The following is a 15,133-nucleotide window of genomic DNA, read 5'->3' on the forward strand; positions in this document are numbered from 1 at the left end:
TAAGTGATAGATTAATGAGATAGAAAAGGTGATTAAATGAGAGCAAATCCATCACAAAGACCATCACCTAAAATGAGGTCAGTATGGAGAATTACATCACTACTTATCAGTATCTCTTTAGTTGCTTTACCAATTATCTATTATTTTCTTATGAGATATTTTTCACTTCCCTTCTTTATTTTAATGATTATTATAGGTGTCGTTATAGCGTTAATTATTTTTTTAACTTTATTTTTACCTACACTTAAATTGAAATATACCGCATATGAGATTTATGAAAATGAGTTAGAAATTCAAAAAGGAATATTTGTTATTAAACGAATTGTCATTCCTATGGTCAGAGTTCAACACGTTACGACAGAAGTAGGACCAATACTGCGTCGATACGGTTTATCTACAGTGAATATTTCCACGGCTGCCACCACACATGAAATTGAAGGCTTAGAACACCATGTCGCTGAAAGGCTTAGAGATAAAATTATCTACTTAGCAAGGATAAGTGATGAAGATGTATGAGCCAAAAAGACAACATCCAGCTTATATACTTACCGTATTTTTAGAGCAAATTAAAAACGTACTAATACCACTTATTATACTTTTAGTTTCAGGTGGTAAAGGCTCAATGTTTCAATATTTGTTTGCTGCTGTTCTGATTGTTTTTCCAGTTGCTTCAGCAATCATAAAATGGTATCGATTTACCTACTATATAACTGAAGATGAATTTAGAATTCGTTCGGGATTATTTGTAATCGAAAATACATTTATTCAAAAAGAACGTATTCAGTCTTTTTCAATTAATGCTGGATTTATTCAACAGCTTTTTAATGTGGTGAGCGTACGAATTGAAACAGCTGGTGGAAAAAAAGCTGAAGGCATATTAAATGCAATTCCTAAGGAAGTGGCACTTTCATTAAAAAATGAAGTATTAAATTCTAAAAAGAAAAAAGTAGGTTTGGGTGTAGCTGAGGAAAATAGTGTACAAGCAGTGCCATTAGTAGATATAAGTTTAACAATTGAAACGAGAAAACTTTTTTTAGCTGGAATCACTTCCTTTGAAGTTGGACTAGCTTTTGCCGTTTTAGCATCATTATTTTCACAAATCGAGGATTTACTTCCACATAGTATTTATGTGGCAATATATAATCAAATACAAACATTCACTTACATGATGTTTTTTATTGTATTTTTAGGTAGTTTATTACTTTCTCTAATTTTTTCAACCATTCGATACATATTGAAATTTGCTAACTTTACTGTCCAAAGAATAGATGATCGAATTATTATTACAAGAGGGTTATTCGAAAAAAATGAATTTACGGTTTCATTAAAACGAATTCAAGGAGTCGTTATAAAAGAAGGGATCATTCGTCAATTATTTGGCTATTCTACAGTTTACGTCGAAGCTGTTGGAATGGGGGATAAGCAGGAACAAGGTAGACATGTTCTACATCCATTTATTAAAACGAAGGATGTCCACTTATTCCTAAAAAATTTTATCCCTTCTATTAACTATGATGAAATATCAAACCGAGCACCAAAAAGAGCTCGAAAAACGTATTATTCAAGAATGATTATTACTTTTCTTCTAATAGCAAGTGGAATTGTATTACTTCCATTTGTTCATTTCTGGGCTTATGGCATCGTTTTAATCGGTCTATTTATTGGGGAATTAGGATTTAGAAATGCAGGCTATACATTACTAGATCGAACTGTGATTATTCAGTCTGGTTATCTCTCAAGAACAACTGCGATTTTACCAAAAGAGCGAATACAAGTATTGATCGGTGAACAAAGTTTCCTTCAAAAAAGAGTAAAACTAAAATCAATCTACATTACGATTCTTTCAAGCCAATTTGGTCGTACTTATCAGATAAGGCATTTAGATGAAAAAGACGTAAATCGAATGATTGGTTGGTTTAGTTAAAACCATATTGAACGATCACAGATCGTAAAGAGAAGACGTGTATACATTAGTGTAAGCACGTCTTTTTTTAACGCTTAAATTTATTTTTTCTATTAGGAGGAAAAGAACTTGGGGAAAAGAATATTTGTAGGAATACTCCTCTTAACCGTGTTTGTGACAGTTTTACATACGCTGTGGACTAAACCTGCACCATTAAAACATGGAGTGATTGATGATGTTGGCCATCTTTTACCTACTAAAATTGATCGTATTGTCAAAGGGAAGGAAGAAGATCAATTAAAGAAAATTGTAATTGAAGCAAAAAAACAAGGTAAGACAGTTTCGATTGCAGGTGAGAGACATAGTCAAGGTGGTCATACATATTATAAAGATGGTGTGGTGATTGATTTAAAAACATTTAATAAGGTTGAAAAAGTGGATCCTGTTCAAAAGACAGTTATTGTTCAAAGTGGTGCAACATGGGGAGATATACAAAAAGCGATTAATTCTTATCATCTGGCCTTAAAGGTTACTCAGTCACAAGAGATATTCTCAGTAGGTGGTTCATTAAGTGTGAACGCACATGGCCGTGATATTCGGAATCACTCATTAGCTAGTACTGTTAATTGGTTTACATTATTAACACCAGAAGGGAACGTAATTAAAGTAAGCCGCACTGAGAATAAAGAATTATTTCCGTATGTATTAGGTGGATATGGATTATTTGGAATTATTTTAGAAGTAGAGTTTCAACTAACAAATAATGAATTATATCGAGTAGAAACAAAAACGATGGACTATAAGAAGTATCCAAATTATTTTAACAAGAACGTATTAGAAAACCAAAATGCAAGAATGCATATTGCTAGGATTTCTGTAGCACCAGATAGCTTTTTAGATAAGGTTTATGCAATTAATTATATGGCAACATCTCGTAAAATGACCAATTCAGATCAAGAGCTGAAGGAAGATCATTCCGCTTTTTTACCGAAGTTTGCACTAGGTATGTCCAGAACTTCGGACATTGGTAAAAATCTATTTTGGGACTTTCAATATCGCTTTATTCACTCCCTAAACGGGAACTATGAAACTCGTAATAATGTCATGCGTTCTGAAAGTAAGTTTATGGAATTCGATGACCGCCAAGATACACAAGTTTTACAGGAATTTTTTGTACCTGTAAATGAATTTACTCATTACATTGATGATGTTAGAGAATATTTACAATATGAAAATTTAAATATATTAAATATAACGATTCGATACGTTGAAAAAGATGATGAAACAGTCATGAATTATGCGAAAGATGATATGTTTGCTTTCGTTGTTTTGATTCAACATGGTAAAGATAAAGATTCTGTTCAATATGCAAAAGAGGTAATTCAAAAGTGGACTGATCTAACTCTGGAGCATCGAGGAACTTATTATTTACCTTATTATCCATATCAGTCTAAGCAACAAATGATTACAGCATATCCAAAAACGCAAGATTTTTTCAATAAGAAAAGAGAGTTTGATCCAAATAATGTATTTATGAATACTTTTTATGAAAATTATGGGGAGTAATCCTATGAACCGTTTTTTAATTGCATTACTTAGTATTATTGGATTTAGCAGTTCTTTAGTATTTCCATATTATGTCCTCTTCTTAAGGAACATAGGAGATGCGTATGACGTATTTAGTTTATTATATGGACTTTTTTCATTAAGTTTAAGTGTGGTTGTATACTTTGGTGGCCGATTCGTTGACCGGGTTTCACCATTTTTATTAATGATATTCCATTCATTATTTTGCTGTTTATTGTTTTTTTCACTGCCTTTGATCGATAATATAAAGATTGTTTATATTGGGCAAGTTTTATTTGGAGGGTTTACTGCTTTATTCAAGATCGCTGAAAAGAAATTATTTATGAACGCTTCATCTGATTTTTATAGGAGTTACTTATTTTGGACTTCTTTTGTAACAGCTATCTGTATTATAGGTGTAGGAACTTTACTTGAATCAATTGACATTCAATTTATGTTTCATTTAGCGGCATGGCTTTTCTTAATAAGTGCACTTGGTCTTTGTTATAAAATGATAATGAGCAAGTGGCAGCCAGGTCCTAAGTAAATGAGTTTTATTATTTAAATTCAGAGTAACACAACAATGTTTTGTTTTTGTGGATTGTTTTTGTACGTAACGGTGTTATATTCCTTTTTATACAATAAAGTTAGTGAATAAGTAGCATGATTTACGTTTAAAGTACTGTTTTTAATAAAAATAAAACAATAAATTTAAATTTATATATTGTTTAAGTAACGAAACAATGTTATATTAACTTTAAATTAATTAAAGTATTTATGGAGACATTCATTTACTTTATGTGAAATTAAATTGTATGGAAGGAATGATTATATATTATGAGACATGAGGAAGCTGTAGGGATTTTTTATGCTGCTTTTGTAATTTTAGGATTAACGATTGGTTTAGGAGTAGGTTATTTTACATCACATTTAGTCGTAGGAGGATTTATTGGTTTTGGAATTGGAATAGGTTTAGGTCTATTAAGTAATGCTATTTTATACATTAATAAAGACTGATTTTGACTGCACTGCAAATTATCTCCAAAGGTTAGCTATTTAATAAGACTAAGTGTCTCGAAAGAATAGCGTTTTTTAGTCAGTCAGGATACTTAAGTTAGGCCATGAATACAGTATTGAAATTAAATTTTATGCTTGAAATGTAAAAGGAGAGATGGTCATGCAAAAAAGGGAAACAAAACTGGTTCCTGTTATGATCGCGTTATTACTTGGGATATTTTTCGCTTCCCTTGATAACACAATCGTTTCTACAGCGATGCCTACAATTTTAAAAGATTTAGGTGGCTATGATAAATTTGTTTGGGTAACATCGGCTTACTTAGTTACAGAAATGGCTGGGATGCCAATTTTCGGTAAACTTTCTGATATGTACGGTAGAAAAAGATTTTTTATGTTAGGAATTATTTTATTCATTTTAGGTTCAGTTCTTTGTGGGACAGCAAATTCGATTATTCAGCTTAGTATTTACCGTGCAATACAAGGTATTGGTGGAAGTGCTTTAATGCCAATTGCTTTTTCAATTATTTGGGATGTGTTTCCTGTTGAAAAGCGTGGTAAAATGAGTGGTATTTTTGGTGCCGTTTTTGGATTATCAAGTGTTCTTGGACCATTAATTGGCGCTTATATTACGGATTATATTAACTGGAGATATATTTTCTATATTAATATTCCTTTTGGACTTTTAACACTTGGACTAATTAGTTATTTTTATGTCGAGTCAAAAAACCACACAAAGCAACAAATCGACTGGTGGGGTGCAACAACATTTGTTATTAGTATCATCTGTTTAATGTTTGCACTTGAGCTAGGTGGAAAAGAATATGCTTGGGATTCAGTTCAAATTTTAGGATTATTTGCTGGATTTGCTGTTTTCCTTATTGTCTTTTTATTTATTGAACGTAAAGCGGCTGAACCGATTATTTCGTTTAGTATGTTTAAATATCGTCTTTTTGCTGCAAGTAACTTTGTTGGATTATTTTATGGAGCGGCATTCATCGCTGCAACAATATATATTCCAATCTTTATCCAGTTTGTTCAAGGTGGAACAGCTACGAATTCAGGTTTAGTATTATTACCAATGATGGTGAGTGTAAGTATTTCTGCAGCATTTGGTGGAGCTTTAGCAAATAAAACTAGTTATCGTAATATCATGGTTGGATCGGTTGTACTTTTATTAGCAGGTATTATTTGTCTAGGTACTTTAACACCTGATACGACTAAATTCCAAGTGATCGTTTATATGATCATTGTTGGATTTGGTGTAGGGGCATCATTCTCAGTTCTTGGTATGTCTGCAATGCATCATTTTGATAATGAAAATCGTGGTTCAGCAAGTTCAACTAACGCATTCCTTCGTGCTCTAGGCATGACAGTTGGTATTACGGTTTTTGGTGTTATTCAACGAAATGTATTTACAGATAAAATTGCTGATGCATTTGCGAAAAGTGGCGCACCTCAGAATTTTTCTAATATAAATCAAGCCTTTACTCCTGAAGCTGCCAAATTGATTCCTGCACCAATACTAACAAAAATTACTGACGTGTTTTCAACATCAATTGCTCATACATTCCTTTGGACATTAGTTCCTGTAGGATTAGCATTGATTTCAATTTTCTTAATGGGTAACGAGCGTTTATCAGATAAAGAAATGGCTAAGAGCAATGCGTCATAAATAGAAATAAAAAAGAAAGACCGTTGGTCTTTCTTTTTAGTGTGTAGACAAAATACTAAAGACCTTTGGTCTTTCTTTTTTTGAACACAATAATATCTCAATTGGATAATTAGATTGAATGGTTTTGAAAGGGGATTTAGATATGGCAGAAATTTGGGAATCGAGTTTTATAGAAAATCAAATGATGTGGGGATATGAACCTTCAGACTCCGCAATTTTAACAAAGGACTTTTTCCTTGAAAAGAACGTTAAGGATGTACTGATTCCAGGGATTGGATATGGTAGAAACGCAAAGATTTTTACTGACAACGGAATAAACGTAACAGGTATTGAAATATCAAAAACAGCGATTGAATTAGCAAGACAAAATGGGATTAATTTTACTATTTTTCATGGTTCAGTAAACGATATGCCTTTTGATCAAAAACTTTATGATGGTATATTTTGTTACGCACTTATTCACTTATTGAATAATCATGAGAGAGAGAAGTTTATTAAAGATTGCTATAATCAATTAAAGCCGAATGGCTATATGATATTTACTACGATTTCAAAAGAAGCACCAATGTACGGAAAGGGCAAACAGCTAGATAGAGACTACTTCGAGATAATGGAAGGGATAAAAATGTTCTTTTATGATTCTGACTCGATCAAACAAGAATTTGGAAACTATGGACTGATCGAAGTTTCCGAAATTCTTGAGCCACATAAGAATATGGAAAATAAACCTCCGTTTAAATTTACGATGGTAAAATGTCAAAAGAAATGATTTTTAGAAATTTAAAATAGTAAAAATCACTTGTGATGATTATCCTGCCTATAAAGGTGTCTCCACATTATTTCTATTTAATTACAGGAACAAAAAGAGGTATAAGGCTGCTTAAAATAGGAACCTACTCTGTATAAAGAGTAGGTTCTTTACCTTTATTCGATGTTTTTCATTTCCTTTTTATACTTTCCTATAGCATCACTAATAACTTTCTTAACTTGTTTATCTTCTTCTCTACCTATTTCTAAATCTTCAGGAGCAGCTTCTAAAGGAGCTTTACCATAAACTACACCCATAGGAATGAATGTGCCAGGATCAGAACTACTTTCATCCATAAAAAGTATGTAATGTTTACCTTTTTTCATCATTGTATAACCATCTACTGAATATGTGATTTCTTTTTTACCATCACCGATAGTATCAGTTGCAGCATTTTCTAAAACAGGGATAATATCATTTTTATTAATTTCTACACCAGAACTATTCTTAAGTATTTTCTTAACCTGGAAGTCGGAAATAGTGTACCCACCCATTATACCTTCATAACCATCCTTACCTTTAATACCATCTGTGAGAATAGTAGGCTTTTCATTGTGCAGTTTTTTCCCTACAACAATTAAAGTTGATTTAGACTCCATTTCTGAAACACTATCAAATGTCGCATGCTTACCGTTCCCGTATAAAGTTTGTTTTACGACTGGTTTGTGGTTGCATTGATATTTTTCATAAGCATAAACACCGCTTACAGAAAAAAGCGAGATTATGACAGCTGTAGCAATAATTTTTTTATATTTCATAAGATAACCTCCTTTAGTATCTAGCTCGTATACCAGCCCAATCGTCAGCCGTTGGATATATACTTCCTAATAATTTCGTTTCATACATGATAGAAGGAACGTCGTCCTCATGTTTTAATCCAAGTGAATGTCCAACTTCGTGTGCCAATACTTCTTTTTGCTCTTTATCTGCTGTAAGTTCAGGGAAGTCATGCCAAAGTGTAATATTTGAGTATGAACTTGATAAGCAATAGCATTCACTTAACTCAGAAGAATAGAGACCATTGTCCGTAGATAATTTCTCAAATCTAATTCTTGCGTTAGCTTTAGATGTTGATTCTCCATAAACTGCAATCTCTAAAGCTGGGTCCCATGCATATACACCATGTCGAGCATCAGTGTTATAAACTCCTACTGAGCTTCCAATATAATATGTTAGTGACTGGGGAGCGATTATCTAGTTACCTAAAAAACCATAAGCCTCAGTTGTTGATATCGCAGTACCAAATATCAATGCACCTGTTAACAAACCTGTAGCGATTAATTTCTTCTTCATAAACTAGAACTCCTCTCCTTATATGTAGTTTGTTACAGAATCATAACTATCTGTTTCCAGTTATATCCAATTGCAATGTTATCACAATGTTTTTAATTTTTTATATAATTTTTTTAACCTTTTTATAATGTTTGTAATTTTTTAAAATATTAAGATTAATGAGAGGGGGGATTAACATAATTTCAAAAACCCAGAAAAAGACAGTATACAAAAAATATAAAAACAGTCTAGAATATTCTAAACTGTAAATTGAAATCAAAGTACAATTTGTAAAGTTCAAATTCATCCTATATTTTCAAATCTTCAAAGTGAAAGAATTTTTTTAATAGTAAAGTGATAATGGGTGGCGATTCGATTTGGTTTCAATGTGTGTTAAAGTAGTGAGTTTTAATCGTGAATTAAACAAGAGTGAAAATTTTGGTTTAATTTTATATTAGGTTGTCTTTTTAAAAAAATAGTTTAGACTAGTAACTGAGGTGAATGATCTTGAAAGATAAGGTTTCTAGTACGAAATGGTTTGGACTAGCATTGCAATCTCTACTAGTTTTAGCGGAGCAAGACGGAATCTGTCCAAGCGCAGTATTAGCTCAAAAACTTGAAGCACAATCTACTTTTTTAAGAAAAATTCTTGCCAATTTAGTTAAAGCAGGCATTATTTCAGCTAAAGAAGGACGAGATGGTGGATATTATTTAGCCAGAGGTGCTAATGAAATTACTTTAAAAGATGTTTATGATGCGATGAGATCAGATCCATATTCAAAAGGCTTCTTAGATGTAAATAGTAAGGAATGTTTTGCGCCATCTACACGATCTGCTTTATATGATTTAAAAGATGAGATGGAAAGCTGGCTTGTTGAAGGTCTTGCGAAGAAAACAATTTCAGACTTATTACCAAAGGAAAATGGATAAAATAAAATCGAAACTAGTTTCAGACTGCAAGCCAAACGCTCGCAATTAGTCTGAAAATCAAATTATTAGTATTTTTTCTAATTTAGTCGAAACTAAAATGTTTCGATTTTATTTTTTTATAAACTGTAGTTGACTTTTATACAGTTAAAGTCATATACTGTATTTGTAAAGAATACAGTTAATTAAGGAGAGATTAAATATGTCTAATGTTAAATCTGAAAAAGAAGAGTATTTAAATAAAGTAAACGAAATCGATTTTGGTAAGGAAGCCCCAAAAGAACTTGATAGTACGGATTTCTTCACTGTAGCACAGGAAAGAAGATCAGTTCGTCATTATGATCCAAGCTTTCAAATGTCTGATGATGAAATTAAGGAGTTACTAGAAATTGCAGTTCAAGCTCCATCTTCTTCAAATTTACAGCCATGGAGATTCCTTGTTATTAAGGACCAAGATACTAAACAAAAATTATTACCAATCGCTAATAACCAACAACAAGTTGTGGATGCTTCTGCGGTAATCGCTGTTTTAGGTGATACAGAAGCTTACAAAAATGCTGATCGCATTTATGATGAATTAGTTGAAAAAGGTATGATGACTCAGGAAGTGAAAGACTTCTACGTAGGATCAATCGTGAAAAACTACGGTGGTTTACCAGAAGAAATTGCAACAAAAATTGCAATGGTTGATGGTGGATTAGTTTCAATGCAATTTATGCTTGCAGCAAAAGCAAAAGGTTTAGATACAGTTCCAATGGGTGGATTTGACCAAGCGAAATTTGTAGAAGCTTTCAACGTACCAGCAAACTTCAAACCAGTTATGTTAATTTCAGTTGGTAAAGGAATCAAAGCAGGCTTCGAAAAAGTTCGTTTAACTTTAGATGAAGTTGTTGCTTGGGAACAGTATTAATTACTTAGAAGAGTATGAAGAGCAGGGATAAGGGAAACCTTGGACCTGTTCTTTTTTTGTATGAAGGAAAATTGCATCCGTTTAAAGAATAACGTTATGGAGGGGACTAATTGTCCATCTAACTAAGAATAAAGTGGATGAGCTAATCCGAGTGGTATTATAAAAACATGTATAGTAAAATTTAAAACGAAGATTTTTGATGAAGTACTAATAATAATATTGAGATGAAAATTCTAAGGTTAATTTATATTTATGTAATGCTAAAAAAGTGGAATTAATGAGAGGTGTTTATCGATGACAAATAATAATATACATCCTAAAGTTGAAGCATTTTTATTGAGGGCGAAAAAGTGGCAAGAAGAATTTTATAAGTTAAGAGAAATCGTCATGGACTGTGAACTGACTGAAGATTTTAAATGGATGCATCCTTGTTACACACTTGATAATAAAAATATCGTTTTAATTCATGGTTTTAAAGAATATTGTGCACTTCTGTTTCACAAAGGTGCGTTGCTAAAAGATCCAAAAGGTATTCTGATTCAACAAACAGAAAATGTACAATCAGCACGTCAGATTCGGTTCACAAATATTCAGGAAATAATTGAAATGGAAAGCGTTTTAAAGGACTATATTAAAGAAGCTATTGAAGTGGAAAAAGCAGGTTTGCAAGTAGAATTAAAAAAGACTTCAGATTATGAAGTTCCTGAAGAATTACAACTTAAATTAGATGACAACCCGACCTTAAAAACAGCTTTTGAAGCATTAACGCCAGGACGTCAAAGAGCTTATATTTATTATTTTTCTCAACCAAAACAATCGAAAACACGTACTTCTAGGGTTGAAAAATATATTGATCAAATTCTCGATGGTAAAGGATTAAATGATTAGTATTTTTTATTAAATAAAACGCCAATAAAAAAATGAAAGAGTGATTTTATTACTCTTTCATTTTGGGGGTATATGGAACAAAGAATTAATCCTCACCAATCATTCCGACTTTTTTGTTTGTCTCAGTATCTATATAGATAACGATCTTCTCTTCAGGATGATCTCCATTAAAAGTAACAGAATATAGTTTATCTTTATGATAGTTTTTATTTAGTATAGTCGCATGATTAGGTATGGAATCCACTTTTTTAACGACCCCATGTTTATCACTTAATGCAGCCTGTTCAGTTCTTGTTAAGCTAGCATATGCAATCCCTTGGATATTTTCGTTTTTATTTTTTTCGCAACCAATTACTGAAAGAAGCATAAATGTTATCATTAATATGAAAAAAAATTTCCTCATAAATTCCACTTCCTTTCTATATATAATAACATGCAATACATAAAAAAAATGTTAAATCGTGGTAATTTGACTTGGTACTCAAATTTATTGAAGTGTAAATGTATATAGGAAATAGAGTAGAAATTAATAGTTTATGCTTCAAGCTATTTATAAATTATTTAAGATGGTAATAACTAAAGGAGGAGGTAATCATATGGGACTGAACAAACATGCAATTCATCTTCATAACCGTTTAAACACCTTGCATACAAAACATAATGAAAGAGTTGCTGAGTTTCATAAACAGCACGCGCTTCAGATTGAAAATGGTGAAAATGGAAATGGTTTAATAGCTAAATGGGAAAGATACATTTATTTAAAAGGAAGAAATGTATTTAAGGCAATTAAGAGTATTGTCAAATGAATAGTAGGAAAATGGGGGATAGGGAAACCTTTGCCCTTTTTTTATTCTTTAAAATAAAAAATGTACTTGGACTGCAAATAAAATCTTAAAATTGGCAAAGCTGCAATTAAAATTAGAGAATCGCAAATAAAATTAGTAAAACTGCAATTAAATTCCAGGAAATCGCAAATAAAATTAAAAATTACCCATACCAGTTACGGTATTGTGACCTCTAAATTAGATAATAGTTGATACTTTCAAATCAAAACTAGCAAATCTGTTCAAATCGAATAAAAACTTAGTAAAAATCTGCTAATTATCTGTAAAAAAGATCAATCATATCAGCTTTAAGCTAAAGCATTGTTGAGATCTCCTACCACCATTTTTTACAATTAAAAAAAGGCGCCTCATACGTCAGTTAATCTGACTTATGAGACAGCCCCATTATTTGTTATTAGCCTTCACCATGTAATCGATAAGCCATGTGGTTTGTTGGACCAACATATTGATTAAGTGGGAATGAGTGACGAATTGCTTCAGTAATGAATTTCTTTGCAGTGTAGATTGCTTCTCTTGGTTCTGCTCCTTTAGCAAGCTCTGCACAAATCGCTGCAGAGTAAGTACATCCTGCACCGTGTGTATATGTAGTTTCAATTCTGTCAGATTCTAAGTGTTCTATTTTTTCACCGTCGAATAATACATCTATTGCATTTTCATGCTGAATTTTGCTACCGCCTTTAACTAAAACATATTTAGCCCCTAATTCATGGATTTTGCGTGCTGCTTCTTCCATTTGTTCAACAGTGCAGATTGGAGGCATTTTAGCTAATTGAGCTGCCTCAAATAAATTTGGTGTTACAACAGTTGAAAGTGGTACTAAAATTTCTCTTAATGCATCATTTGTTTCTGGGTGAAGAGCCTCGTCATTTCCTTTACAAATCATAACTGGATCTACAACAACTCGATCAATATTATGTTTTTTTATTGTTTTTGCAGCTAACTCAATTATTTCAGTTGAACCAAGCATACCTGTTTTCATTGCTTGAATTCCAACGCCAACAACGATTGTTTCTAATTGTGCTGCAATTGTATCTATATCAATTGGAAATACTTGATGATGCCAATGATTATGCGGATCCATCGCTACTAAAGTTGTAATTGCACTCATGCCATAAACATTACGTTCCTGAAATGTTTTAATATCAGCTTGTAATCCAGCTCCACCACTACTATCAGATCCCGCAAGTGTCAATGCTTTATAAATTGTCATGTGAAAAATTCCTCCTTTGAAGTACATAGAATTATTATACAAAAACATAAGTGCTAGGTACAAGATATGAGCATCATGAAGCGAAAACCAAGTAATTCATTTATTAGGTTGAGTCTGTTTTTGTCGAAAAATTTATTGACAAACTAGATTAATAGATTGTATATTGAGTTTATAAAAATTAATTTAATATAATCTTTATCTCGTATGGATAGAGGCGCAGTTTTGATTAGTCGTTACTTTGAGGTTTATGGTACCTGTGAAAAGTAATAAAAGGTGAAACTGCCGAAGTAATAAATTTACCATTTAAATTTATTACTGGGCCTATTGCTGAATAAGCATAGGACTGTCACAAGATTTTTTTTGTGGAGGGCTATTGAAGAGATGTTGATGCTGTTTGACACATAAATTTGAGTCTTGAACACGTGAACATTGCTTCACGTGTTTTTTGTTTTTACCAGATTTTCCAATCTTTACATATTGTCGAAAATACTGAGTAAAATACACATCATACAACACTTTTATACCGTCCCATATTCTCGCGAAAAGATAAGATTGCAAGAATGAAGAGGAGGCAACAAAGATGGGACTAACGAATCCTAAAAATGATCGAGTAGAATCGAATACTCACGATGGTTCTTTAAAAAGGGGCCTTAAAGCAAGACATTTAACGATGATTTCAATTGGTGGTTCAATTGGGACAGGTTTGTTTTTAGCTAGTGGAACTTCAATTAGTCAAGCTGGTCCTGGTGGAGCTGTTTTAGCTTACGGACTAATTGGTATTATGGTTTATTTCTTAATGACTAGTTTAGGTGAAATGGCGACGTATTTGCCAGTTTCTGGTTCATTTAGTACTTATGGATCTCGCTACGTTGATCCAGCATTTGGTTTTGCTATGGGTTGGAATTATTGGTATAACTGGGCAATCACTTTAGCTTTTGAATTATTAGCTTCGGCAATGCTGATGAAATATTGGTTCCCTCATTCTCCAGCAGTATTATGGAGCGGAATCTTTTTAGTGATTATATTAGGTTTAAATTTACTTTCAGTTAAAGGCTATGGTGAATCAGAGTTTTGGTTTTCATTAATTAAAGTTGTAACTGTAGTTGTCTTTTTAGTTGTTGGTATTGCAATGATTTTTGGCATTATCAGTGGACATCATGCAGGTTTCAAAAACTTTACTGTTGGAGATGCTCCGTTTCATAATGGATTTTTAGGTGTTTTATCAATCTTTATTGTTGCAGGTTTCTCATTCCAAGGTACAGAGCTAATCGGTGTTGCAGCAGGGGAGACAGAACATCCAGAAAAAAATGTTCCAAAAGCTATCCGTCAAATTTTCTGGCGTATCCTTTTATTTTATGTTTTAGCTATAATCGTAATTGGTTTATTAATTCCTTATACAGACCCTGGTCTAATTAAAAACGACGTGGCTGTTAGTCCATTTACTTTAGTATTTGAAAAATTAGGTGTTGCATTTGCGGCTTCTGTAATGAATGCAGTTATTTTAACATCAGTTTTATCTGCAGGTAATAGTGGAACTTACGCATCAACTCGTATGTTATATACTTTAGCAATTGAAGGAAAAGCTCCTAAATTCTTAACAAAAGTAAATAAAAATGGTGTTCCTACAAATGCTTTATATGTAACACTTGCAGTTGGTTCACTTGCTTGTTTATCTTCATTTTTCGGTGAAGGTCAAGTGTATACTTGGTTATTAAATTTATCAGGATTATCAGGTTTCCTTGCTTGGTTAGGTATTGCGATTTCACATTACCGTTTCCGTAAGGCTTATGTTGCTCAAGGAAAGGATTTAAAAGATTTACCTTATCGCGCAAAATGGTTCCCACTAGGTCCAATCTTAGCATTCTTAGCTTGTTTATTTATTGTACTAGCTCAAAACTGGCAAGCTTTCACAGGTAATGCAATTGATTGGCAAGGTGTACTTATTTCATACATTGGAATTCCTGTGTTCTTAATTGTTTGGTTAGGTTATAAAGTCAAACATAAAACAAAGGTTGTTTCTTATAAAGAGATGGACTTATCTAGAAAATAATTATGAAGTATAGCCCTTTCATCTTGGATGGAAGGGTTTTTTAGTTATTTTAATTATTTTTTTGT

Annotated in this window: 16 protein-coding genes and 1 riboswitch; of the genes, 12 read left to right on the forward strand and 4 right to left on the reverse strand. The window is 32.3% G+C overall.

Annotation, left to right across the window (positions count from 1 at the left end; all coding sequences use genetic code 11):
• Positions 1 to 36 precede the first annotated feature (36 nt).
• From CN946_RS03900 to CN946_RS03930, 7 genes are all read left to right on the forward strand, one after another.
• Positions 37 to 516 carry a PH domain-containing protein gene (locus CN946_RS03900; RefSeq protein WP_098859984.1) on the forward strand — a complete coding sequence of 160 codons (480 nt, stop codon included), beginning with the start codon at positions 37 to 39 and terminating at the stop codon, positions 514 to 516.
• Complete coding sequence (locus CN946_RS03905; RefSeq protein WP_176547197.1) at positions 509 to 1,924, forward strand: PH domain-containing protein; 1,416 nt, start codon at positions 509 to 511, stop codon at positions 1,922 to 1,924. The genes CN946_RS03900 and CN946_RS03905 overlap by 8 nt, the downstream gene beginning before the upstream one ends.
• A gap of 108 nt (positions 1,925 to 2,032) precedes the next feature.
• A complete protein-coding gene (locus CN946_RS03910; RefSeq protein WP_098859986.1) occupies positions 2,033 to 3,469 on the forward strand; it encodes an FAD-binding oxidoreductase in 1,437 nt (478 codons plus the stop codon).
• A 4-nt stretch (positions 3,470 to 3,473) separates the two neighbouring features.
• On the forward strand, positions 3,474 to 4,016 hold the full coding sequence (locus CN946_RS03915) for an MFS transporter (RefSeq protein ID WP_098859987.1): 543 nt from the start codon (positions 3,474 to 3,476) through the stop codon (positions 4,014 to 4,016).
• 290 nt (positions 4,017 to 4,306) lie between these two features.
• Complete coding sequence (locus CN946_RS03920; protein ID WP_097974623.1) at positions 4,307 to 4,486, forward strand: hypothetical protein; 180 nt, start codon at positions 4,307 to 4,309, stop codon at positions 4,484 to 4,486.
• 160 nt (positions 4,487 to 4,646) lie between these two features.
• Positions 4,647 to 6,158, forward strand: coding sequence for an MDR family MFS transporter (locus CN946_RS03925; protein ID WP_098859988.1), 1,512 nt, complete (start codon positions 4,647 to 4,649; stop codon positions 6,156 to 6,158).
• 142 nt (positions 6,159 to 6,300) lie between these two features.
• Positions 6,301 to 6,927 (forward strand): class I SAM-dependent methyltransferase, encoded by a 627-nt coding sequence (locus CN946_RS03930; RefSeq protein ID WP_098859989.1) that lies wholly within the window; start codon positions 6,301 to 6,303, stop codon positions 6,925 to 6,927.
• 155 nt (positions 6,928 to 7,082) lie between these two features.
• On the opposite strand, the gene CN946_RS03935 is transcribed toward CN946_RS03930, so the two are convergent.
• Positions 7,083 to 7,724 (reverse strand): hypothetical protein, encoded by a 642-nt coding sequence (locus CN946_RS03935; RefSeq protein WP_098859990.1) that lies wholly within the window; start codon positions 7,722 to 7,724, stop codon positions 7,083 to 7,085.
• A gap of 13 nt (positions 7,725 to 7,737) precedes the next feature.
• Entirely contained in the window at positions 7,738 to 8,160 is a 423-nt protein-coding gene (locus CN946_RS23955; RefSeq protein ID WP_098859991.1) for a matrixin family metalloprotease, read from the reverse strand.
• A gap of 585 nt (positions 8,161 to 8,745) precedes the next feature.
• Here CN946_RS23955 and CN946_RS03945 point away from each other — a divergent pair.
• The 3 genes from CN946_RS03945 to CN946_RS03955 all read left to right on the forward strand — a co-directional run bounded on the left by CN946_RS03945 (position 8,746) and on the right by CN946_RS03955 (position 10,963).
• Positions 8,746 to 9,168, forward strand: a complete 423-nt coding sequence (locus CN946_RS03945) for an RrF2 family transcriptional regulator (protein ID WP_235832739.1) — start codon at positions 8,746 to 8,748, stop codon at positions 9,166 to 9,168.
• 199 nt (positions 9,169 to 9,367) lie between these two features.
• Positions 9,368 to 10,075, forward strand: a complete 708-nt coding sequence (locus tag CN946_RS03950) for a nitroreductase family protein (protein ID WP_098859993.1) — start codon at positions 9,368 to 9,370, stop codon at positions 10,073 to 10,075.
• Positions 10,076 to 10,369: 294 nt separating this feature from the next.
• A complete protein-coding gene (locus tag CN946_RS03955) occupies positions 10,370 to 10,963 on the forward strand; it encodes a YdeI/OmpD-associated family protein (protein ID WP_098859994.1) in 594 nt (197 codons plus the stop codon).
• A gap of 85 nt (positions 10,964 to 11,048) precedes the next feature.
• Here the strand turns inward: CN946_RS03955 and CN946_RS03960 are convergent, their stop codons facing one another.
• Positions 11,049 to 11,366 carry a hypothetical protein gene (locus CN946_RS03960; protein WP_098859995.1) on the reverse strand — a complete coding sequence of 106 codons (318 nt, stop codon included), beginning with the start codon at positions 11,364 to 11,366 and terminating at the stop codon, positions 11,049 to 11,051.
• Between the two features lie 193 nt (positions 11,367 to 11,559).
• Between CN946_RS03960 and CN946_RS03965 the strand changes: the two genes are divergently transcribed.
• Positions 11,560 to 11,769: a hypothetical protein gene (locus CN946_RS03965; protein ID WP_098859996.1), complete on the forward strand. Its 210-nt coding sequence runs from the start codon at positions 11,560 to 11,562 to the stop codon at positions 11,767 to 11,769.
• A 433-nt stretch (positions 11,770 to 12,202) separates the two neighbouring features.
• Here CN946_RS03965 and pdxK read toward each other — a convergent pair whose 3' ends face one another.
• Entirely contained in the window at positions 12,203 to 13,018 is an 816-nt protein-coding gene (gene pdxK / locus CN946_RS03970; RefSeq protein ID WP_098429334.1) for a pyridoxine/pyridoxal/pyridoxamine kinase, read from the reverse strand.
• Positions 13,019 to 13,219: 201 nt separating this feature from the next.
• Positions 13,220 to 13,399, forward strand: a riboswitch (Lysine riboswitch).
• Between the two features lie 199 nt (positions 13,400 to 13,598).
• On the opposite strand from pdxK, the gene CN946_RS03975 reads away from it, so the two are divergent.
• Positions 13,599 to 15,068: an amino acid permease gene (locus CN946_RS03975; RefSeq protein ID WP_098859997.1), complete on the forward strand. Its 1,470-nt coding sequence runs from the start codon at positions 13,599 to 13,601 to the stop codon at positions 15,066 to 15,068.
• Positions 15,069 to 15,133: the final 65 nt, after the last annotated feature.

This window comes from Bacillus sp. AFS053548 (assembly GCF_002575105.1).
Classification (GTDB): Bacteria; Bacillota; Bacilli; order Bacillales; family Bacillaceae_G; genus Gottfriedia.